Source organism: Cognatundibacterium rugosum, assembly GCF_014284365.1.
In the GTDB taxonomy this organism is placed as follows: Bacteria; Pseudomonadota; Gammaproteobacteria; order Burkholderiales; family Burkholderiaceae_D; genus Undibacterium; species Undibacterium rugosum.
The window spans coordinates 1-21,594 of record NZ_JACOGG010000016.1 but is presented as its reverse complement, the minus strand read 5'-3'; the positions used below and the strand labels follow the sequence as shown (position 1 = coordinate 21,594).

The window sequence follows — 21,594 nt, the reverse complement described above, 5'->3', positions numbered from 1 at the left end:
ATGGTGTCGCAATACGCGCTTTCCCGCCTGAGCTTGGCGGATGTGGATAGTCTGTTGCCCATTGAAGAGCACTTGCACCCCCATCCCTGGACGCGTGGAAATTTTACAGACTCGTTTACCAGTGGATATGATGCATTTTGCCTGCGCGATACGGATGCAAACATCATTGCTTATTGCGTCGTGATGGAAGTAGTGGATGAGCTGCATTTGCTGAATATAACGGTAGCGAGTGCCTATCAAGGCCGAGGTCTGGCACGTCAGATGTTGGATCATATATTCAGTCACGCTGTACAGGCTGGTATGGGGTCCGTGTTGCTGGAGGTCCGCGTCAGTAATCTGCGTGCTATTCACGTGTATCAGCAGGCTGGCTTTGTCGAGATAGGTCGCAGGAAAGCGTATTATCCGGCGCAGCAAAATACGCGCGAAGATGCGATTGTTATGCGCAGGAGTCAGACGTGAACATGACCAGTTCGCTGTTGCAAATAAAATATTTGAATGAAATGGGGCTGGGACCAGTCTGGTTACCGGTCAGTGTGAACGCAACAGCGCCTGAGGCAGTTGTGCATACCGGACTGCTCCATATGCAGACGCAGGACGTAGCGGATGTTAGCCTTGCCGTTGCCACGTCAGCGGATGCAGATGCTGGTGTCGACGCTGAGATCAGTTTGGCGCTGCAACAGACGACGCGTGATGCCATGGCGACAGCGACTGATGTGCTGACTACGCCAGTATTGCAAATGGATTGGGCTGAATTGCAGCAGACGGTTGCTGGTTGCCGTGCCTGTGGTTTGTGTGCAGGTCGTCAGCAAACAGTGTTTGGCGTTGGTGACCAGCGTGCGCCATGGCTGTTTGTCGGCGAAGGCCCGGGTTACAACGAAAATATTCAGGGTCAACCCTTTGTCGGCGCAGCCGGTCAATTGCTGGACAATATGCTGAAAGCGCTTGGCGTTCAGCGTGGACAGCGCGCTTATATTGCTAACGTCGTTAAATGCAGACCGACCGACGATGCGGGCAAGGACAGACCGCCCAGTGCAGAAGAGATTGCTGCCTGTCTGCCGTATTTGCGACGACAGATTGCGCTGATACAGCCGCAGGTGATCGTGGCGCTTGGCAAGACTGCCGCAGTTGCTTTGTTGGGCTTGGATATGAATACGCCGGTTGCACAGTTGCGCGCTAAACAGCATGCGTTTGAGGGCGTACCGCTGATTGCGACTTATCATCCCGCCTACTTACTTAGAAAACCGCTGGATAAAAGTAAGGCCTGGCAGGACTTGTGCATGGCGATGCAAGTCATGCAGCAGAGCTGAATGACCGCGATCCAATTTCAGCAAGCTTTTCACGCAGACTGGGGAGATGTTGCTGATCCAGATTTGCGTGCGTTGATCTGGTTGCTGACTTCTCCGCATTTATTGAGTTCAGAGGCGTGTTGGTATGGTGCGGATGTAAGCGCTGCTTTTTTATCGGAGCGGGATCTGCTGTCAGATATCCGGCGTATCGTCGACGCACCTCAAACTTTCAAGAGCTTGCTTGTCGGACCAGCAACGCGTCGCCTGGGCTTGTATGCGGAAAATCTGCTGCATGCTTATTTTCAGCTGGTGTTTCCAGGTTCAAGGCGTGGCTTGCAGATCCATGATGCACAAGGCCGAACAATAGGGGAGTTTGATTTCCTGATTCCAGAAGGCACGCGCTGGACACACTGTGAGCTGGCAACTAAATTTTATTTATTTCATCCCGCCACAAGCGACAGTGATGGGCAGCAGCCGGATGTGTATGATTATCTGGGCCCCAATCTGGCAGACAGTCTGGGTGCCAAGATGCATAAAATTATTCACAGTCAAATGCGCCTCGGGCAGCAGCCTCAGGCTGTGGTAAAGCTGGGGCAGGCACCGGATCAGGTCGGTGCGCTGATTAAAGGCTGGTTGTTTTACCGCGAGGCAGACTCGCATTGTTTGTTGCCACTCCCGGGTGTGGCGCCAGATCACTGCAAGGGGAAAATCTGGACATTACAGGAATTGCGCCATCAAGCAGCCTGGGAAGGCTGTTTGCTGGATCGCCTGGAGTGGCTGGCACCCGCCAGGGTTGACGCTGCACGATCGGTCTGTGGTGTGGATGTCATCGAGATGATCAGTACGCAATTTGCGCTTTCTGATGCACCTCTGATGTTGGCTAAACTCAGGCGTGATGCGGCTGGTTATGCTTGGGAGTACGAGCGTGGCTTCGTGGTTCCGGATAACTGGACAGAGCGTGCCGCAACTGCGCGCACTCTTCGTTTTGAACGGGATGGGGTCGTAGCTCAGCCTGAAGCCGGCATCGACTCAGGCATGCCAGCATGGACCGAGTCGGTGCGGAGCGGGAATTAGTGCTTGTGTTCGCCTATCAGTGAGAGCGAATCAAATTCTCGTTGATTTGCCGCATGTTGCTTCATCACCAGCAGCATGGTGCCAGCGACAAATAAGCCGAATAAGACGATGACGGTTTTTACATGCAGATTCAGTGACACCATCAAAGCATATAAGCCCAGCATGACCAGTACCGACAGGTTTTCATTGAAATTCTGAACCGCGATGGAGTGCCCGGCACTCATCAATACATGACCACGATGCTGTAACAAGGCATTCATCGGTACGACAAAAAAACCGGCCAGGGCGCCAACCAATATCAGCAGCGGGTAAGCGATGACGACGTTGTGAACAAAAATCATGGTGGTAACCACCAGGCCCATTGCGACACCCAGAGGCATTACGCTCAGAGACTTCTTCAGGGGGATGAAACGTGCTGCTGCTACCGCGCCAATCGCAATTCCGATTGCCACCACCCCTTGCAATACCGCCGCTTTATTGAGTGGCATTTGCAGCGATTCTTCGGCCCATTTCAATACAATAAACTGAAGTGTCGCACCGGCTCCCCAAAACAGGGTGGTGACGGCTAAAGAAATCTGTCCCAGCTTATCGCGCCACAGGGTGGTAAAGCATTGTGCAAAATCTGCCACCAACTGAAACGGATTAGTCTTTTGGTGTTCGTAGCAAGCACCGGTGTCAGGGATGCGCAGATTAAACAAGGCCGCAACGACATAAAATGCAGTAATCACGCAAAGCGCTGCTTCAGTCGGTGTGGAGATAGGAAAGTCGATGAATGGAAAGTCAAAGTTCAGTAAGGTCGCTGACACATGTGGCGTCACTAGGGCGCCTCCCAGTACAGTCCCCAAAATGATGGAAGAAACGGTTAAGCCCTCAATCCAGCCATTTGCAGCCACCAGTTTTTCGGCGGGCAGCAGTTCGGTCAGGATGCCGTACTTTGCGGGTGAGTATGCCGCAGCACCAAATCCGACTACCGCATACGCAATTAATGGATGCACATGAAAGAACATCAGCGTACAGCCGGCTATCTTAATCAGGTTGGTAATGAACATCACTTTGCCCTTAGGCAGTGCATCTGCAAATGCACCGACAAATGCGGCCAGGATGACGTAAGACAGAACGAAAAACAATTTGAGCAAGGGCGTCATCCAGCCCGGGGCTTGCATGGAGATCAGTAATGCCATAGAGGCGATTAGCAGCGCATTGTCGGCGAGCGAAGAAAAAAACTGCGCCGCCATAATCGTATAGAAACCGCGTTTCATGCTTGTTATGTGCCTGTTACAAAGTGTTATCGGTCTGCTTTATACCATGAAAATCTGTAGCATCGGCTGAAATAGCGCAGGCGAATTATTCAATACTGGTTAAAATATCAGTGTTTATTCGGGAATCCTGAAAGTTACAGCAAAATATATGGCAAAAGCGAAGACCAATTACACCTGTACCGAGTGCGGTGGTGTCGTCAATAAATGGGCCGGACAGTGTCCATCCTGTGGGCAGTGGAACACGCTGGTGGAAACCTTGGTTGAAAGTGCTGGCAACCGTTACTCGGCGAAACCGCAAAGTCTGGCGCAGACCGCGCCTGTACTCAATTTGTCGGATATTGAGGCAGCCGACGTGCCGCGTTTCAGCACCAGTATTGAAGAGTTTGACCGCGTACTGGGAGGTGGCCTGGTTCCGGGCGGTGTGGTATTAATCGGTGGCGATCCGGGCATAGGTAAATCCACGTTGCTATTACAAGCCCTGGCCAACTTGGCACGCTCGAAAAAAGTTTTATACGTGAGCGGTGAGGAATCCGGTGCCCAGATTGCCTTGCGTGCGCACAGGCTGGGTATAGAAACGGCAGGGCTGGCCTTACAGGCCGAAATTCAGCTCGAAAAAATCCTCAATACTTTATCGGATCATCAGCCCCAGGTGGTGGTGATCGACTCGATACAGACGCTGTATTCGGATGCATTGAGTTCTGCACCGGGTTCAGTAGCTCAAGTGCGTGAATGTGCAGCACAACTGACGCGTGTCGCGAAAACCATGAATGTCACTATGATTCTGGTCGGGCATGTGACCAAAGAGGGCGCTTTGGCCGGGCCGCGTGTGCTGGAACATATCGTTGACACGGTCTTGTATTTTGAGGGCGATACGCACTCCAGCTTCCGACTGGTGCGTGCGATCAAAAACCGTTTCGGTGCAGTCAATGAGCTGGGCGTGTTCGCCATGAGCGAACGCGGTTTGCGTGGTGTCTCCAACCCCTCAGCTCTGTTCTTGTCCCAGCATGATACCCAGGTCGCCGGTTCTTGTGTGATGGTGACACAGGAGGGAACCCGGCCCTTGCTGGTGGAAATTCAGGCCTTGGTTGACAGTTCGCATGCGCCGAATGCACGTCGCTTGTCCGTCGGTCTGGAGCAAAACCGGCTGGCGATGTTATTGGCAGTATTGCACAGACATGCCGGAGTGGCAGCTTTTGATCAGGACGTGTTTATCAATGCGGTGGGAGGCGTGAAGATTGCCGAGCCAGCGGCCGATCTGGCTGTGCTGCTGGCGATCAACTCGTCGATGCGGAATAAGCCTTTGCCGCGTCATCTGGTGGTGTTTGGTGAGGTCGGACTGGCCGGTGAAATCCGACCTGCACCGCGTGGCCAGGAGCGTTTGCGCGAAGCCGCAAAACTGGGCTTCACTGTGGCGATGATTCCAAAAGCAAATGCGCCTAAACAAGGCATTGAGGGGTTGAGGATCATCAGCGTTGACCGTATTGACGAGGCCATGAGCAAAATCCGTGATCTGGATGATCTGTGAACTGATTAATTCCTGATGCGTTTTTTTGCATCAGCAATGAGCAGGTGTGCTGCTGCTATCCCGCTGCGGACGGCAGCTTCTAAGGTCGCAGGATAATCGCCAGCCGTGTAGTCGCCGGCCAGATAAATGCCAGGCACAGTACTGCGGTTGTCCGGTCTGTTCAAATTCGGGCGACACAGATAGGTTGCGCGCTTTTCTGTGATGATTTGGAACCAGACTGGCTGCTGTAACGCCGGGTTTTGCAGTGATTCAGCCAACTGGAGTGCGACTTGTGTTGCAAGCTCTTCGTGCGTCAGTTCCAGCGTCTTGGTTGGCGCGCTGATCACGACTGCCAGCAAGCCCGCCTGTTCAGCATGTAACTGACCGCGATCAAATACAAACTGCCCCCAATGCGCGCGCTCTGGCAGTTCGCGTAATGCAAACATGGCACGCTCCAGGCGTATTTCCGGTCCATATTGCAAATAAATTGTAGTGATGGCCGCATAGTCGTAATCGGGTATCGACCTGAATTCTGGCCCTGTCAGCGGGTTCAGCAGGCGCGCTGCGTTCTTACTGTCAGTTGCAATCACCACCTGGTCTGCCAGACAGACGCTGCCTGCGCCTGTATGTAATGTCCATTTGCCGTTGTCTGACTTCTGAATTTGTCGCACAGGACAAGAGAGGCGGATTTCTGCTGCTCTGCTATCGAGGTAGTCGATCGCAGCCTGAGGCAATAAGCTACCCAGATCGCGCACCGGCAGCAGCATGTCGGAAGCGCTGCGACTCGCACCCAGGCTATCTCTGAGCACATTCAAAAACACTTGCGCCGAAGCCAGTGCTGGCGGCGTGTTCAGTGCCGCGACACATAAGGGATTCCACATCAACTCGGTTAAGCGCGGTGTTTGCTCAAAGCGAACCAGTAATTCTTCTGCGCTGCAATCCTGGTGTAGCTGCCAGTTCATCCAGCGCGCTGTTGTCGAGAAGCGTGCCAGCGCCTGTTTGTCTTCGCGGCTCAGGCCGCGCGCGCGCCACAATGCCATCAACAGATGCAGGGGGGCAGGCCAGCCAGATGCCAGAAAATGCATACCGTCAGTCGCTGGCGGATAAATCATTTGCAGCGGCAGTCTTTTGAACAATTGCTCAGGATGCAGCCCCAGTTCACGCATGAGGGCCAGACTGTCACGATAAGCGCCTAGCAGGATGTGCTGGCCGTTATCCAGTGCATAGTCCTGCAGGTCAACACGTCGCGCGCGTCCGCCGGCATGGGCACTGGCCTCCAGCAGGCATACTGTATGTCCGGCCTGCGTCAGCTTGACCGCGGCGCTGCAACCGGCCCAGCCTGCGCCTATCACGGCGATCTGAAGTGTGGAATCAGCCACGGATATAGGTTTTCCAGGCCAGCCAGAGCTTACGGATTGGCGTCAGTGAAATGCGTTGTGTGAGCACATGGAAGCCATCACGCTGGATTTCTATCAGTAAGGCACGATAAATCGCCGCCATGATCAGGCCAGTTCGTTGCGCCTTGCGGTCTTGTGGCGGTAGCAGGGCAAATGCCTCGTCATACAGCCTTTGCGCGCGCTCGTACTGAAACTGCATCAGCGCCTCGAATTGTGCGCTATGTCTGGCATTGAGTATGTCAGCGGCGGTGACTTTAAATTCCTGCAATTCATTCACAGGAAGATAGATGCGGCCTTTACGTGCATCTTCACCCACATCGCGAATGATATTAGTCATCTGGAAGGCGAGCCCCAGTTTCTCAGCAAATTCTTTGGTCTGTGGATGGGTGATGCCGAAAATGCTGGCGGACAGTACACCGACGACCCCCGCAACATGCCAGCAATAGGTTTGCAGGCCAGCAAAATCCAGATAACGGGTCTGATTCAGATCCATTTCCATGCCATCGATGATGGCAAACAGATGCTTGCTATCCAGTTGATAGGTCGCCATGTGTGGGAGCAATGCTTTGGTGACCGGATGTGTCGGTTGCTGATCCAGCATGGCTTGCAGTTCTTTGCGCCACCAACTGAGTTTGGATCTGGCCACCATGTCGTCTGTGCTTTCGTCGACCACGTCATCGACCTCGCGGCAGAATGCATATAAGGCGGTGATTGCATGCCGGCGCTCTGTCGGTAAGAACAGGAAGCTGTAATAAAAACTGGAGCCACTTTGCGCCGCTTTTTGCTGGCAATATTCGTCAGGAGACATGCTGTATCGGGTAAGTAGTCGGCACAATGCCGGATAAAGCCGCTATCCTAGCAAACTGCAAACAGAACAACAAACGCGAACTGCTGATTCTGGAAGATTAGCCGGTACTTTTAGTAGCACTTACAGCTAGTTTGTAGAATTATTCGACCAAATTCATATAGAACGTATAATATCGGGCTGTAAAAAGTCATATGCCTCTCATCTTGTCAGGCGTGTTTTCACCAATTTTACTCATCTGGATGAAGATCTTGAAAAAAACGAAATTTTTTGGCATGGCGTGTGGCCTCAGTATTGTATTGGCAGGATGTGGTGGTTTTGTCTACACATCAATTGGTGGCACGGTGACCGGTTTGGGGACAAGTGGTACAAATAGTCTGACTCTGCAGAATGAGCGCGGTTTTTTTAAGACCTTGACTGCTGACGGGACTTTCGCTTTTGATGTTGCCAGTAATGCGAGCTATTCGATTACTGCAGCTGCGCAGCCTAAATACGTTAACTGCAATATCGCTGGCGGCACTGGAAAAATGAGCGGGGAAGGCGTCAATAATTCGGTTGCTGTCACTTGCGTACCAAATGTGCAGTTAAAAGGTACTCTCAGCGGTCTGCCAGATGGGGGTAATTTGACGCTGAACACCAATACAACAGACACAGTTAAAAATACCTTGCAGGATTACGTGGAAATCGTTTCTGCCAATGGTGCTTTTCAACTCGCAGGTAAATATGTTGCACATGGTAAGCCATATGTAGTCACGGTTTCTATTCCGCCTGCAGCTCGGTATTGCACGGTGTCGAACGGCACGGGAACTGCCGACAATACCACGCCAGACGCCGCCGCCAATATTGGCGTTAGCTGCGTTCCGGCAGTACCGGTCGGCTTTACGGTCAAGGGCTTGAATGCAGGTTCTTCACTGACTTTGTCGAACACATTCGGTAGCAAAGTGGATCAGCGACTGGTGAGCGCAATCGGTATTTATTACTTCAACTGGAGTTTGCTGGATGGTACAGCCTACTCAGTGAAGGTGGATACGCAGCCAACGGGGCAGACGTGCACGATTCAAAATCCGACTGGTACCGTCAGTATGAGCAATCCGGCTGCAACAAATATCATTGTTAATTGCGTGTAAAACCAGGTCACTGGCCGGGTAAAGAAGGAGCAGTTGCCAGCGCAACTGCTTTTTTTTGAGGGAAGGCTTCAGAGTTCTTCCAGTAGTCCGGCTTGATTGAAGAAAAAAATTCCTTCGTGCTTGAAACCCCAATGCCCACCTTTCAGGCGCACAAAGGGTTCAAAACTAAAAAAATCAACCGATGAAAGCGGGGCTTCATTGTTCGCCTCAATAAACTGTCGGTTTTCTCTCGACGTTGCGATGCTGTGGCCGACATTGTTACGATAATCGAGATTCACGAAGCCGCTTTGTCTGATGCGTAAATTGGCCCAGTCAAATAACTGGCCGAACGTGTAATCGGGGCGTGCGATGCGCAGCAGGTGAGTCTGCATGGCTTGTACAAAGCGCAGCCCATTCTGAAACTCCAGTGACTGAGGTTGGGAAATGACTCTGCCGTTTTCCACTACAAAGGAACGTGCAAAATCACCCCAGCATTCTTCATCAAGCGGACTCAGATCAACCGTGATCAGATTGGTTTGACCAACAGGCTCAGTCTGCGCTTGGTAGGTTTTCCCCGAAACCGACATGCAACTGCGTGAACCCAGCAATACCAGCGCGTGGCAATCGTAATACCAGGTGTCTGTATAGCCTTGCTGCCGCAATAAATTTTTTGCCTTGTCAGCGATCGTTTGCTCACTGTCGCCGGCGTCTATCAGCGCAGTCAGCGCCGCCATTGCAGACCTGGCCGCGTTTTGCACGGTTCGTTGCCTGGCGATGTTTTGTTCACTTGGCATGGCGCTGAAGAGGGAGGGCTGAGTAGAGGGGCTTATTTAGCGGGTTTTTCGTTGCTGTTCGTGACCGCTTTCACTCCGGCTGCAGTCACATCAACAGCAGTGCCTACGACCGCACTGCCTACTTTGACTGTAGTGGAGACTGCAGCATCCGCAATCGCAATAACGGTGCATCCATTGAGTGCGATAAGACCACAGGCGAGCAGGGTCAGGCGTTGAATCGTGGTTTTCATTGATGGCTTTCTTAGCGTGTAATTTGCTTGGTAAGATAGTGTGCACTGAATGATGATGAACAGCAAGATTTGCCTGTCAAGTTGGTGCATTGTGTTCGTAAAGTCAGGCTGAGATGTATTACATACGCAGCGCGCGCCAGGCTAGCAGAGGGAAATCTGCTTTTTTGATGACTGGCCGGCGCCGGAAAATATCACAGTTAGCTTGCTCTATGCGTTCAAGTATTAATAAACCGCCCTGAACGACGAAACGCAATTCCCAGCCTATCCGGCCACCCAATGCCTTGCATAGCGGACTGCCAGCCAACAGCATCTCGCGCGCGCGCCGTGCCTGAAAGCGCAATAAAGCTTGCCAGGACTCATTGACATTCTGTGTTTGTATATCTGACTCAGAAACCTGAAATCTGCCCATGTCGTCCAGCGGCAGGTAGATGCGGTCTTTATCCCAATCGATGGCAACATCCTGCCAGAAATTAATCAATTGCAAAGCACTGCAAATCGCATCGGATTGCTGCAAATTCAGTGGGCTCACGTGCTGATACAGATGCAACATCAGTCTGCCTACCGGATTGGCAGAGCGCGCGCAATAATCGCTGAGCTCAAAGAAATCCTGGTAACGTTTCTTGATCACGTCCTGACTGAATGCGGAGAGTAAGTCGCGCAAGGCTGGTACGGGCAATCTGTGTTTCAGTATATGAGGCACTAAGGCGCTTACCAGTGGGTGGTTGCACGTCCCGCCATGCTGCAGGCGGTCCAGGTCCTCATCCAGTTCTTGCAAGCGTTGTAAGCGCCAGTCAGAGGAGTAGTTACCCTCGTCGGCGATGTCATCAGCATGACGCGCAAATGCATAAATAGCCTGTACCGCCGGTCGCAAGTGCGCGGGCATTAGCAGTGATGCAACAGGAAAATTCTCGTAATGATCAACAGACATGGTGTGCGATATTTTTTAATGACTGAAAAGTCATTGGCAAAGACAAGTGGGATACATATAATAACTAACCTTTGAGTCAGTAATTTGAAGTTTACGCAAAATTGCCCTGTGGTGTGATGGTTCCCTGTCTCGCAGTTCGTACTACCTGCGCCGCCAGAGTGTAGCCAGGGTGTCAGGCAATATGTCGCCTGCTGGAGTAAGGGGCATCGCTTACCAACGATGTCTTCTACCACCCCGACAGGCTTTGGTCTTGCCGGGACAGCTTTGCGTAAGTCCTATAAATAAGTTACCTTGTTATTTTGATACAGGTGCGTCATTCAGCCAGCATAGTAAAGGAAAATTCCAGTGTTAACACCAGAAAAACCAAATCTCATGAAAGGCTACGCACCTCTGCGCTTGCCGATTGCTCTTGCCCTGACTGCCGCGCTGGGACTGGGGGCCTGCTCTAAAGCGCCTGAAAAGGTAGAGGTAATACGCCCTGTCCGCGTCATTGTCGCAGGTGTCAGTGATAGCTCTGCGTCGCTGGAGTTATCTGGCGAGGTGAGGCCGCATATTGAATCCAGATTGGGTTTTCGTGTTCCAGGTAAAATTCTGGCAAGAAAAGTGGAGCTGGGTACCGCCGTTAAACGTGGTCAGGTGCTGATGCAGCTGGATCCTCAGGACATTGCGCTGGCCCAGATGCAGGCCAAGGCTGCGCTGACATCTGCGGAAAGCAATCGCGATCTGGCTGCTGCTGAATTAAAACGTTACCAGGAATTACGTACTAAAAATTTTGTTGCTGCTTCTGTGTTAGGTAGCAAAGAAGTCGCCTATAAAGCTGCTCAGGCGACGTTTGAGCAGGCGCAGGCAGCCTATAAAAACCAGTTAAATCAGTCTTCCTACACCAGTCTGGTGGCGGATATCGATGGGGTGGTGACCGCACTGGAGGCCGAGATCGGACAGGTTGTGGCGGCAGGTACACCAGTGGTCAGGGTTGCTCAGTCGGGCGCGATGGATGTGGTGGTTGGTATTCCGGAAAACGCGATTAATGCAATTAAGCAGTTCAGCGACATACAGATCCGCTTATGGGCCGATAGCGGGAAGGCGATTGCCGGAAAAATCCGTGAATTATCGCCGCTGGCGGATCCTGCGACCCGCACCTATCTGGCAAAAATCAGCTTGCCTGCCGATGTGCAGGATGTACGCCTGGGGATGACGGCAACCGTAAGTTTGCGTACCGGTTCTGAACGGGACGTGATTCGTTTACCGATGACTGCACTGTTTCAGGAAAAAGGGGTGAGCTCTGTTTGGGTAGTGCAGGACGGTGTGGCGAAGCTGGTGCCAGTGCAACTGGGAGGCACTTCCGGCGAAACGGTCATCATCGCAAATGGCATTACTAAAGGACAGGCCGTAGTCACTGCTGGCGTTAACTTGTTAAAGCCAGGTCAGAAAGTCAGCATTCTGGGTGCTGTTGCTAAACCTGTGAACACGGTTGACGCTGGCGCCGCATCGGCAGGAGTGGCTAAATGAGTTCATCCAGGGGATTTAACTTATCACGTTGGGCACTGGAGCATATTCCGCTGACCCGATATCTGATCGTGGTGCTGCTGCTGGGCGGCATTTTTAGTTACAGTAAGCTGGGGCAGGATGAAGATCCGCCTTTTACTTTCCGTGCCATGGTAGTACGTGCGATCTGGCCGGGTGCATCCGCTTTACAGATGGCGGATCAGGTCACGGATAAGTTGGAAAAAAAGCTGCAGGAAACACCTTACATAGACAAAATCCGCAGCTATTCCAAGCCAGGTGAAACCGTCATCATCCTGCAATTGCGTGAATCTACGCCGCCTAAGGAAACGCCGCAGGCCTGGTATCAGGTGCGTAAAAAAATCGGGGATATTAAATCCACTTTACCTGCCGGTGTGATCGGGCCATTTTTTAATGACGAATTTGGTGATACCTATGGGTCCATCTTTGCGTTGTCGGGTGATGGTTTTACCTATGAAGAGGTAAAAGAATATGCTGATTTTGTACGTCAGCAGTTCCTGCGTATTCCTTCGGTTTCCAAGGTGGAGCTGTTTGGTGTGCAGGATGAAAAGATTAATATCGTTTTTTCGCATCAGAAATTTGCCCAGCTGGGCGTGTCATTTGATGCGATTGTTTCGCAGATAAATTCTCAGAACGGTGTCGAAGGTACCGGGGTGTTAACCACTTCCACGGATAACCTGCAGGTCAGAGTGTCCGGTGCGCTGATGACCGTCAAGGATCTGGAAAATCTGCAATTGCGTGCGAATGGAACTACCTTCCGCCTTGGCGATTTTGCCACCGTCAAACGCGAGTATAAAAATCCGCCGCAAGACAAGATGCGCTTCAATGGAAAAGAAGTGGTCGGCCTTGGGATTTCGATGGAGAAAGGCGGCAATATTATTGATCTGGGTAAGAATTTGCAGGCTGAGGTGGGTAATCTGAAAGCCAAACTGCCGGTCGGTATCGAATTGGAGCAGGTCACGAATCAACCGGATGCGGTGAAGGCGTCGGTGGGCGAGTTTGTACACACCTTGATCGAGGCAGTGGTGATTGTGTTAGCCGTCAGCTTCCTGTCGCTTGGCTTGCATACCAAGCCGCTGCGGCTGGATATCTGGCCTGGTCTGGTGGTGGGGCTGACGATACCACTGGTGCTCGCGATTACCTTCCTGTTCATGCATATTCTGGATATTGATTTGCATAAGATTTCGCTGGGTGCTTTGATTATCGCGCTGGGTTTGCTGGTGGATGATGCGATCATCGCGGTTGAGATGATGGTGCGCAAAATGGAGGAGGGCTTTTCCCGATTTGATGCAGCTACGTTTGCCTATACGTCGACAGCGATGCCTATGCTGACGGGCACGTTGATTACCGCGGCTGGTTTCCTGCCTATCGGCCTGGCGAAATCTGCTGCCGGTGAATATACCTTCTCTATGTTTTCTGTAAATGCGCTGGCGCTGGTGATTTCCTGGCTGGCAGCTGTGCTGTTTACGCCATATCTTGGCTACCTGCTGCTGAAAACCAAGGCGCATGCGATTGGCGATCACTCACACGAAATTTTTGACAGTCCGTTTTACAGTCGCTTCAGACGGGTTGTTAACTGGTGTGTGGAATGGCGTAAAACGACCATCATGGTTTCGCTCGGTGTATTTGGCCTGGGCGTGTTTGGTTTTAAATTTATTGAACAACAATTCTTCCCCGATTCCAGTCGCCCGGAATTGATGGTTGAAATGTGGTTGCCGGAGGGATCCGCATTCAAGGCTACTGAGGCGCAAGTTAAGAAATTTGAAGCCTTCATACAAAAACAGGATGGGGTGGAGAGTGTGACCAGTTATGTCGGCACCGGCAGTCCGCGCTTCTACCTGCCGCTGGATCAGATTTTCCCGCAAACAAACGTGTCGCAGATTGTGGTGTTGCCTAAAGATTTGAAGACGAGGGAGGCCCTGCGCCTGAAAATTGTCGATGCATTTAAGACTGAATTTCCGGAAGTGCGAGGACGTGTGAAGTTGTTACCGAATGGGCCACCGGTTCCATATCCGGTGCAATTCCGTGTGACGGGCCTGGAGGTTGCGAAAGTGCGTGAAATCGCTGATCAGGTCAAGGAAGTCATGCGCGCCAATCCAAACACGGTCGGCGTCAACGACAACTGGAATGAGTCGGTCAAAGTGATACGCATCGATCTCGATCAGGATAAATTGCGGGCACTGGGTGTCACGTCGCAAGCTGTTATGCGGGTCACCAATACGGTATTGTCTGGTACGACGGTGGGGCAGTTCCGTGATGGTAATAAGCTGATCGACATGGTAGTGCGTCAGCCTGTGAATGAAGCTGCAACCATCGAGGCGTTGCGCGTGGTGAATGTGCCAACTGCAGCCGGTAAAGCGGTTCCTTTATCTCAACTGGCGAAAATTGGTCTGGTCTGGGAGCCGGGTGTGGTGTGGCGTGAGGGGCGTGAGTGGGCAGTCACGGTGCAATCTGATGTGGCCGATGGTATACAGGGGCCTACAGTGTCTTCACAGATTGCGCCTAAACTCAAAGATTTGCAGGCGGCTTTGCCGGCAGGTTATAAGGTTGAGCTGGCTGGTGCGGCAGCGGACAGTGGTAAGGCGCAGCAATCTATCGCGGCGAATGTGCCACTGGTGATCTTTATCATCTTCACCTTGTTGATGTTGCAGCTGCATAGCTTCTCACGTTCTTTGCTGGTGTTCCTGACTGGTCCGCTGGGTGTGGCGGGTGCAGCCATGGCTTTGCTGCTGTTGCATCGTCCGTTCGGCTTTGTGGCGCAGCTCGGCGTGATTGCTTTGTTTGGCATGATTATTCGTAACTCGGTCATTCTGATCGATCAGATTGAACACGATATACAGGAGGGTGTGCCAGCCTGGGACGCGATCGTTGAGTCTGCCGTACGCCGCTTCCGTCCGATTATTCTGACGGCTGCAGCGGCAGTGTTGGCGATGATACCTTTGTCCAGGTCAGTGTTCTGGGGGCCAATGGCGGTCGCGATTATGGGCGGGCTGATTATCGCAACGGCCTTAACTTTGTTGTTCTTGCCAGCTCTCTATGCAATCTGGTTCCGGGTCAAAAAACCGACCTGAACCAACTTGATCTGCGCATGCGTGCGCGGCAAATCAGCGCGTTAGCATTGATTTGCCGCGTTTTTTTTAAAATGCTTTAAAAAATAAGACACGGCAATACAAAATCCAGTACAATATCGGGCTGGAGTTGTAATGCCACATGCATTAGTTTTGGGCGACGCTTGAAGTTCGGGTCGCCCTTTGCTTTTTTGCTGATGCAAGATTTTTGTGTCGGTATGTAACTTAACTCATCCCGCGAGGATGGCGAAATTGGTAGACGCACCAGGTTTAGGTCCTGACGCCAGCAATGGTGTGGGGGTTCGAGTCCCCCTCCTCGCACCACAGAATTTTTACTATTTGGACGATTTTCATGGCAACTGCAGTCGAAACTTTAGATAAATTGGAGCGCCGCCTCACGATTTCTTTTCCTATCGCTGATGTGAAATCAGAAGTTGAAAAGCGTTTGAAAGTGCGTGCCCGTACAGCAAAAGCGCCTGGCTTCCGCGCTGGTAAAGTCCCGATGAAAATGGTGGCTGCGCAATATGGCTATCAGGTAGAGACTGAAGTCCTGAACGATAAAGTAGGCCAGGCATTCGCGCTGGCTGCGAATGAAAATAATCTGCGCGTAGCAGGTTACCCTAGCATCGCGCCAAAAGCTGGCGAAGGTGTTGCTGAGGGTGAAGTGGCATTCGATGCAACTTTTGAAGTGTATCCGGAAATCGTTATTGGCGACTTGTCCGGTGCAGAAGTTGAGCAAGTTAAATCCGACGTGACTCATGCTGAAATCGATAAAACGATCGATATTCTGCGTAAGCAACGCGTACATTTCCATGTCAAAGGCGAGCAGGGCGCACATGGTGACGGTGGCGCAGATCAGTCCGCACAAAACGGTGACCGTGTAACAGTCGATTTCGTTGGCAAGATCGATGGCGTTGAATTCGCTGGCGGTAAAGCTGAAGGCTTTGTGTTTGTATTAGGCGAAGGCCGCATGTTGCCTGAGTTTGAAGCTGCAACGCTGGGTCTGAAAGCTGGCGAATCCAAAACTTTCCCGCTGGCCTTCCCAGAAGATTACCATGGCAAAGATGTTGCTGGTAAAACTGCAGAGTTCACAATCACTGTATCCAAAATTGAATGGGCACATCTGCCGGAAGTTGATGCAGATTTCGCTAAAATGTTGGGTGTGGAAGATGGCAACATCGAAAAAATGCGCTCTGACATCAAAGAAAATCTGGAGCGTGAAGTGCGTGGCCGCGTAAAAGCGAAAACCAAAGAAAGCGTCATGGATGCACTGGTTAAAGCGGTGAGCTTTGATGTGCCACAATCTCTGGTTGCTCAGGATACCGAGCGTCTGGCTGAAATGACACGTCAGGATATGGCTCAGCGTGGCATGAATGTTAAAGACGTTCCATTTCCTAAAGAGTTGTTCACTGCACAGGCAGAGCGCCGCGTACGTCTGGGTCTGATTCTGGCTGAACTGGTAAAAACCAACAGCTTGCAGGCAACTGCAGACCAGATCAAAGCGCAGGTTGAAGATTTCGCGCAGAGCTACGAAGATCCTCAGCAAGTAGTAAAATATTACTACAGTGATCGTAATCGTCTGGCAGAAGTGGAAGCCCTTGTTTTAGAAGAAAACGTCGTTAACTACGTTTTAGGTAAAGCCAAGGTCGCTGATAAGCAATTGCCTTTCGACGAACTGATGGGTAATAACGCTCAGGCTTAATTTAAAAGGAAATCACATGACAGGCATCATCCGTAATTCGGCGTTGGATACAAATATGCTGGGCATGGTGCCTATGGTGGTAGAGCAGAGTGGACGTGGTGAACGGTCGTATGACATTTACTCGCGTCTGCTGAAAGAACGTGTCATATTCTTGGTTGGTCCGGTCAATGATCAGACTGCCAATCTGGTGGTGGCTCAGTTGCTGTTTTTGGAAAGTGAAAATCCTGAAAAAGATATTTCACTTTATATTAACTCGCCGGGTGGTTCGGTTTCGGCCGGTATGGCGATCTATGACACGATGCAGTTTATCAAGCCGGATGTGTCCACGCTATGTACTGGCATGGCGGCTTCGATGGGTGCCTTTCTGCTTGCTGCCGGCGCAAAAGGTAAGCGTTTTTCCTTGCCAAACTCACGTATTATGATACACCAGCCTTTGGGCGGCGCTCAGGGCCAGGCTTCAGATATTGAGATTCAGGCCAGAGAAATTCTTTATCTGCGTGAGCGTCTGAATGGAATTCTGGCAGAAAAGACAGGACGTAGTCTTGAGCAAATAGCCAAAGACACTGACCGAGATAATTTCATGTCAGCAGATGCGGCGGTAGAATACGGTTTGATCGATAAAGTCCTTACTCACCGCGCCTGATTTCTACGAGTTGTGTAAGCGCCCGTTCCTCTCAGGTTCGGGCGTTTTTTATTATGGAATGGAAAATGCGGAGTCTGCCCCATTCAGTAGTGATGTTTCGGTGACGAAATAGCTTTTTACGGGTAATATGCAATCCGTTCAGCCTCTTTAATTTTGATTATTTTCTATTCGTACCATGCCCGATAAAAAATCCTCCAGTGGTGAAAAACTGCTCTACTGCTCTTTCTGTGGCAAGAGCCAACATGAGGTGAAAAAGCTGATTGCCGGGCCTTCTGTATTCATTTGTGATGAATGCATAGATCTGTGCAACGATATCATCCGTGATGAGGTATCTGAGGTCGATAATATTGCGAATGCAAAGACCGAATTGCCCACGCCAAAAGAAATCACCAGCCTGCTGGATCAGTACGTGATTGGTCAGGAGCATGCAAAGCGGATTTTAGCTGTTGCTGTCTACAACCATTACAAGCGCCTCAAGCATCTGGGTAAAAAGGATGATGTTGAGCTCGCCAAAAGTAACATCCTTTTGGTTGGTCCTACCGGGTCGGGTAAGACTCTGTTGGCGCAGACCCTGGCGCGTATGCTGAATGTGCCGTTTGTGATTGCGGATGCGACTACACTGACCGAGGCCGGTTATGTGGGTGAAGACGTCGAAAATATCATTCAGAAATTGCTGCAAAATTGCAATTATGAAGTTGAAAAGGCGCAAAAAGGTATTGTTTATATTGATGAAATCGATAAGATTTCGCGCAAATCGGATAACCCTTCCATCACCCGCGATGTGTCAGGTGAGGGTGTGCAGCAGGCTTTGCTGAAACTGGTTGAGGGTACCATGGCTTCGGTGCCCCCGCAGGGTGGCCGAAAGCATCCGAATCAGGACTTCATCCAGATCGATACCACCAATATTATGTTTATTTGTGGCGGTGCGTTTGATGGCCTGGCGAAAATTATTTCGGATCGCTCTGAGCGTAGCAGTATCGGCTTTGCGGCCAGCGTGAAGAGTCAGAGTGATCAGTCAGCCAGCGAAATTTTGCAGGACGTGGAAGCGCAGGATTTGATCAAGTTTGGCCTGATTCCTGAGTTAATTGGCCGTTTGCCGGTGATTGCGACGCTCAACGAGCTGACTGAAGAGGCGCTGATTCAGATTCTGGTTGAGCCTAAGAATGCACTGATTAAGCAGTATGCGAAACTGCTGGAGATGGAAGGTACGGAGCTCGAGATTCGTCCTGCTGCGTTGCAGGCGATTGCCAAGAAAGCGATTGCACGTAAGACTGGTGCGCGTGGTTTGCGTTCTATTCTTGAGCATGCGCTGTTGGATATCATGTATGACTTGCCTAGCCATCAGAATGTGGAGAAGGTAGTGATTGATGAAAACACCATCGTCAATGGCGCTAAACCTTTGTTGATTTATCATGAGCAGGCCAAAGTTGCCGGCGCCTGATCTGCGCGTCACAGTTGTTGCAAAAAAGGGGAGCTAACTCCCCTTTTTTGTTTGTTTGCAGCGGGATTTTCCGTTTCACAGTAGAATGTATTTAAATCAAGGGCTTCAATCGTAAAGCTACCCGGAGACTGCTCTGCGTGGCTTTTTTTATTTTTTTTTTTTGATGGTGGGCTTGTGTTTTAGCCTTGTGCGCCAACATTGTTAACCAGTATTTTTGAAAGGTGCGCCATGACGACTACTCTGATTACCGGGCAAACTCAATTGCCGTTACTGCCATTGCGTGACGTGGTTGTATTTCCTCATATGGTCATACCTTTATTTGTAGGCCGCCCTAAGTCTATCAAGGCTTTGGAAGCTGCGATGGATCAAGGTAAAAGTATCATGCTGGCGGCGCAGAAAGCTGCCGCTAAAGATGAACCGTCTGCCGATGATATTTACGAGATTGGCTGTGTTGCCAATATTCTGCAGATGCTAAAGCTGCCGGATGGCACAGTCAAAGTGCTGGTCGAAGGCAGCCAGCGCGCAAGAATCAGTCAGATCCATGATTCTGAATCGCATTTCAGTGCTGATTTGCTGCCAGTGGAATCCGATGAAGAGGATGATTCTGAGGTCGAGGCCATGCGTCGCGCTATCGTCCAGCAGTTTGATCAGTATGTGAAACTGAATAAAAAAATTCCTCCTGAAATCCTCGCCTCCTTATCCGGGATAGATGATGCCGGGCGCCTGGCTGACACGATCGCTGCGCACCTGCCGCTCAAGCTGGAACAGAAGCAAGTCATACTTGAGATCTTTAGTGTCGGTAAGCGCCTGGAGCACTTGTTAGGTCAGCTCGAAGGGGAACTCGACATCCTGCAGGTTGAAAAACGTATCCGTGGTCGCGTTAAGCGCCAAATGGAGAAGTCGCAGCGTGAGTACTACCTGAATGAGCAGGTCAAGGCGATCCAGAAGGAGTTGGGCGAGGGTGATGAGGGCGCGGACATCGATGAACTTGAGAAAAAGATCATCGCTGCCAAGATGCCGAAAGAGGCGCGTGAAAAGGCGCAGGCTGAGCTTAAAAAACTGAAAATGATGTCGCCGATGTCGGCTGAAGCGACCGTCGTGCGCAACTATATCGACACCATCGTTGGTTTGCCTTGGAAAAAGAAATCCAAGGTGAATAATGATCTGAGCAATGCTGAGAAGGTGTTGGAAGATGAGCACTATGGACTCGATAAGGTTAAAGAGCGCATCCTCGAGTATCTCGCGGTTCAACAGCGTGTTGACAAGCTCAAAGCACCTATTTTGTGCCTGGTTGGTCCTCCTGGAGTGGGTAAGACTTCGCTGGGCCAGTCCATTGCGCGTGCGACGAATCGCAAGTTTGTGCGTATGGCCTTGGGTGGTGTCCGGGATGAGGCTGAGATCCGGGGGCATCGCCGTACTTACATAGGTTCTATGCCAGGAAAAATCCTGCAAAGCCTGTCCAAGGTTGGGGTGCGCAATCCGCTTTTCCTGTTGGATGAAGTGGATAAGATGGGTGCTGATTTCCGTGGTGATCCATCTTCAGCATTGTTGGAAGTGTTGGATCCGGAGCAGAATCACACTTTCTCTGACCATTACATAGAAGTGGATTTCGACCTGTCGGATGTGATGTTTGTTGCGACCTCGAATTCTTATAATATTCCGCCAGCTTTGCTGGACCGAATGGAGGTAATACGCCTGTCAGGCTATACTGAAGATGAGAAAACCAGCATCGCGCAACGCTATCTGCTACCTAAGCAAGTCAAGAATAATGGCTTGAAAGAGGAGGAAATCAGTGTGGCTGAAAGTGCGATCCGCGACATTATCCGCTACTACACCCGTGAGGCCGGTGTGCGTTCACTTGAGCGTGAAATTTCCAAGATTTGTCGCAAAGTAGTCAAAATGCTGCTCTTGAAGAAGACCGAGAAAAAAGCAACGATCACTTCTAAAAATCTGGATAAATATCTGGGCGTGCGTCGCTATGATTTTGGTGTGGCAGTCAAGGAGAATCAGGTAGGTCAGGTAGTTGGTTTGGCCTGGACTGAAGTTGGTGGTGACTTGCTGACGATCGAAGCTGTCTCCATGCCGGGCAAAGGTGGTGTGATACGTACCGGTACTCTGGGTGATGTGATGAAAGAGTCGATAGAGGCAGCGCGTACAGTGGTGCGTAGCCGGGCTAAGCGTCTGGGTATCAAGGCGGATGTGTTTGAGAAGTCGGATATTCATATTCACGTGCCGGAAGGAGCTACGCCGAAAGACGGTCCTTCTGCCGGTATCGCGATGACGACAGCTCTGGTATCTGTGTTCACCGGTATTCCAGTCCGCGCGGATGTGGCGATGACGGGCGAGATCACGTTGCGCGGTGAGGTGTTGCCAATTGGTGGTTTGAAAGAAAAACTGCTGGCGGCGCACCGTGGTGGTATTAAAACGGTGTTGATCCCGGAAGAAAATGCCAAGGATCTGACCGAGATTCCGGATAATGTCAAAAACAAACTGGAAATTATTCCAGTGCGTTGGATAGATCGTGTTCTGGAAATCGCTTTGGAACGTCAGCCGGTTGCCTTGTCGGACGAGGAGGTTGCACTTGCCTCATCCTCTGCACCGACACCGGTTGAGTCTGGCGTCGTGAAGCATTGATGATATGTAAGCCCCTCAATACCGTTGAGGGTAAGTTTTGTTGAGGTTCTTGTAATAAAAAACGCCCTGGATAGTGAACTGCACCCCAAAAGTTGGACACCCGTCCATACTTTTGGGGTGTTTTCATGAGTAAATATACAAAGCAATTCAAAGTACAGGTTGTTGAGTACTATCTGCAGGAGAACGCTGGCTGCGCTCT

Annotated in this window: 17 protein-coding genes and 1 tRNA gene; 12 read left to right on the top strand and 6 right to left on the bottom strand. The window is 51.0% G+C overall.

The features are described from left to right. Genes rimI through H8K47_RS14295 form a run of 3 tightly spaced genes read left to right on the top strand, consistent with a single transcriptional unit; the run spans position 1 to position 2,360 of the window. On the top strand, positions 1–459 hold the full coding sequence (gene rimI / locus H8K47_RS14305) for a ribosomal protein S18-alanine N-acetyltransferase (protein ID WP_186882087.1): 459 nt from the start codon (positions 1–3) through the stop codon (positions 457–459). Between the two features lie 2 nt (positions 460–461). Further along, positions 462–1,307: a uracil-DNA glycosylase gene (locus H8K47_RS14300; protein WP_186882130.1), complete on the top strand. Its 846-nt coding sequence runs from the start codon at positions 462–464 to the stop codon at positions 1,305–1,307. Then, on the top strand, positions 1,308–2,360 hold the full coding sequence (locus H8K47_RS14295) for a DUF1853 family protein (RefSeq protein ID WP_186882086.1): 1,053 nt from the start codon (positions 1,308–1,310) through the stop codon (positions 2,358–2,360). It begins immediately after the preceding gene. On the opposite strand, the gene lplT is transcribed toward H8K47_RS14295, so the two are convergent. Then, positions 2,357–3,619, bottom strand: coding sequence for a lysophospholipid transporter LplT (lplT, locus tag H8K47_RS14290; RefSeq protein ID WP_186882085.1), 1,263 nt, complete (start codon positions 3,617–3,619; stop codon positions 2,357–2,359). The two genes, H8K47_RS14295 and lplT, sit on opposite strands and share 4 nt — an antisense overlap. 148 nt (positions 3,620–3,767) lie before the next feature. On the opposite strand from lplT, the gene radA reads away from it, so the two are divergent. Continuing rightward, complete coding sequence (gene radA / locus H8K47_RS14285; protein WP_186882084.1) at positions 3,768–5,144, top strand: DNA repair protein RadA; 1,377 nt, start codon at positions 3,768–3,770, stop codon at positions 5,142–5,144. A gap of 5 nt (positions 5,145–5,149) precedes the next feature. On the opposite strand, the gene hpnE is transcribed toward radA, so the two are convergent. Beyond that, on the bottom strand, positions 5,150–6,502 hold the full coding sequence (gene hpnE / locus H8K47_RS14280; RefSeq protein ID WP_329604176.1) for a hydroxysqualene dehydroxylase HpnE: 1,353 nt from the start codon (positions 6,500–6,502) through the stop codon (positions 5,150–5,152). Continuing rightward, positions 6,495–7,328 (bottom strand): presqualene diphosphate synthase HpnD, encoded by an 834-nt coding sequence (gene hpnD / locus H8K47_RS14275; RefSeq protein ID WP_186882083.1) that lies wholly within the window; start codon positions 7,326–7,328, stop codon positions 6,495–6,497. The genes hpnE and hpnD overlap by 8 nt, the downstream gene beginning before the upstream one ends. 248 nt (positions 7,329–7,576) lie before the next feature. Here hpnD and H8K47_RS14270 point away from each other — a divergent pair, with 248 nt between their 5' ends. Further along, positions 7,577–8,452, top strand: coding sequence for a hypothetical protein (locus H8K47_RS14270; protein ID WP_186882082.1), 876 nt, complete (start codon positions 7,577–7,579; stop codon positions 8,450–8,452). A 68-nt stretch (positions 8,453–8,520) separates the two neighbouring features. Here the strand turns inward: H8K47_RS14270 and H8K47_RS14265 are convergent, their stop codons facing one another. From H8K47_RS14265 to hpnC, 3 genes are all read right to left on the bottom strand, one after another. Beyond that, entirely contained in the window at positions 8,521–9,225 is a 705-nt protein-coding gene (locus H8K47_RS14265; RefSeq protein ID WP_186882081.1) for a M24 family metallopeptidase, read from the bottom strand. Between the two features lie 32 nt (positions 9,226–9,257). Beyond that, entirely contained in the window at positions 9,258–9,455 is a 198-nt protein-coding gene (locus H8K47_RS14260) for a hypothetical protein (RefSeq protein WP_186882080.1), read from the bottom strand. Positions 9,456–9,573: 118 nt separating this feature from the next. Beyond that, positions 9,574–10,383, bottom strand: a complete 810-nt coding sequence (gene hpnC / locus H8K47_RS14255) for a squalene synthase HpnC (protein WP_186882079.1) — start codon at positions 10,381–10,383, stop codon at positions 9,574–9,576. Positions 10,384–10,755: 372 nt separating this feature from the next. On the opposite strand from hpnC, the gene H8K47_RS14250 reads away from it, so the two are divergent. From H8K47_RS14250 to lon, 7 genes are all read left to right on the top strand, one after another. Further along, on the top strand, positions 10,756–11,892 hold the full coding sequence (locus H8K47_RS14250) for an efflux RND transporter periplasmic adaptor subunit (protein ID WP_186882078.1): 1,137 nt from the start codon (positions 10,756–10,758) through the stop codon (positions 11,890–11,892). Further along, complete coding sequence (locus H8K47_RS14245) at positions 11,889–14,978, top strand: efflux RND transporter permease subunit (protein WP_186882077.1); 3,090 nt, start codon at positions 11,889–11,891, stop codon at positions 14,976–14,978. Before H8K47_RS14250 ends, H8K47_RS14245 begins: the two co-directional genes overlap by 4 nt. A gap of 234 nt (positions 14,979–15,212) precedes the next feature. Beyond that, positions 15,213–15,299, top strand: a tRNA-Leu gene (locus H8K47_RS14240). Between the two features lie 28 nt (positions 15,300–15,327). Further along, on the top strand, positions 15,328–16,677 hold the full coding sequence (gene tig / locus H8K47_RS14235) for a trigger factor (protein WP_186882076.1): 1,350 nt from the start codon (positions 15,328–15,330) through the stop codon (positions 16,675–16,677). 16 nt (positions 16,678–16,693) lie between these two features. After that, entirely contained in the window at positions 16,694–17,320 is a 627-nt protein-coding gene (gene clpP / locus H8K47_RS14230; RefSeq protein ID WP_329604175.1) for an ATP-dependent Clp endopeptidase proteolytic subunit ClpP, read from the top strand. 175 nt (positions 17,321–17,495) lie between these two features. Then, complete coding sequence (gene clpX / locus H8K47_RS14225; RefSeq protein ID WP_186882075.1) at positions 17,496–18,761, top strand: ATP-dependent Clp protease ATP-binding subunit ClpX; 1,266 nt, start codon at positions 17,496–17,498, stop codon at positions 18,759–18,761. A 228-nt stretch (positions 18,762–18,989) separates the two neighbouring features. After that, positions 18,990–21,395 (top strand): endopeptidase La, encoded by a 2,406-nt coding sequence (gene lon, locus H8K47_RS14220; protein WP_186882074.1) that lies wholly within the window; start codon positions 18,990–18,992, stop codon positions 21,393–21,395. Positions 21,396–21,594: the final 199 nt, after the last annotated feature.

What these genes read in the sequence shown, in the direction of transcription:
- rimI (WP_186882087.1), top strand. Translation starts at nt 1, where the DNA reads ATGGTGTCGCAATACGCGCTTTCCCGCCTGAGCTTGGCGGATGTGGAT.
- H8K47_RS14300 (WP_186882130.1), top strand. Translation starts at nt 462, where the DNA reads ATGACCAGTTCGCTGTTGCAAATAAAATATTTGAATGAAATGGGGCTG.
- H8K47_RS14295 (WP_186882086.1), top strand. Translation starts at nt 1,308, where the DNA reads ATGACCGCGATCCAATTTCAGCAAGCTTTTCACGCAGACTGGGGAGAT.
- lplT (WP_186882085.1), bottom strand. Translation starts at nt 3,619, where the DNA reads ATGAAACGCGGTTTCTATACGATTATGGCGGCGCAGTTTTTTTCTTCG.
- radA (WP_186882084.1), top strand. Translation starts at nt 3,768, where the DNA reads ATGGCAAAAGCGAAGACCAATTACACCTGTACCGAGTGCGGTGGTGTC.
- hpnD (WP_186882083.1), bottom strand. Translation starts at nt 7,328, where the DNA reads ATGTCTCCTGACGAATATTGCCAGCAAAAAGCGGCGCAAAGTGGCTCC.
- H8K47_RS14265 (WP_186882081.1), bottom strand. Translation starts at nt 9,225, where the DNA reads ATGCCAAGTGAACAAAACATCGCCAGGCAACGAACCGTGCAAAACGCG.
- H8K47_RS14260 (WP_186882080.1), bottom strand. Translation starts at nt 9,455, where the DNA reads ATGAAAACCACGATTCAACGCCTGACCCTGCTCGCCTGTGGTCTTATC.
- hpnC (WP_186882079.1), bottom strand. Translation starts at nt 10,383, where the DNA reads ATGTCTGTTGATCATTACGAGAATTTTCCTGTTGCATCACTGCTAATG.
- H8K47_RS14250 (WP_186882078.1), top strand. Translation starts at nt 10,756, where the DNA reads ATGAAAGGCTACGCACCTCTGCGCTTGCCGATTGCTCTTGCCCTGACT.
- H8K47_RS14245 (WP_186882077.1), top strand. Translation starts at nt 11,889, where the DNA reads ATGAGTTCATCCAGGGGATTTAACTTATCACGTTGGGCACTGGAGCAT.
- tig (WP_186882076.1), top strand. Translation starts at nt 15,328, where the DNA reads ATGGCAACTGCAGTCGAAACTTTAGATAAATTGGAGCGCCGCCTCACG.
- clpP (WP_329604175.1), top strand. Translation starts at nt 16,694, where the DNA reads ATGACAGGCATCATCCGTAATTCGGCGTTGGATACAAATATGCTGGGC.
- clpX (WP_186882075.1), top strand. Translation starts at nt 17,496, where the DNA reads ATGCCCGATAAAAAATCCTCCAGTGGTGAAAAACTGCTCTACTGCTCT.
- lon (WP_186882074.1), top strand. Translation starts at nt 18,990, where the DNA reads ATGACGACTACTCTGATTACCGGGCAAACTCAATTGCCGTTACTGCCA.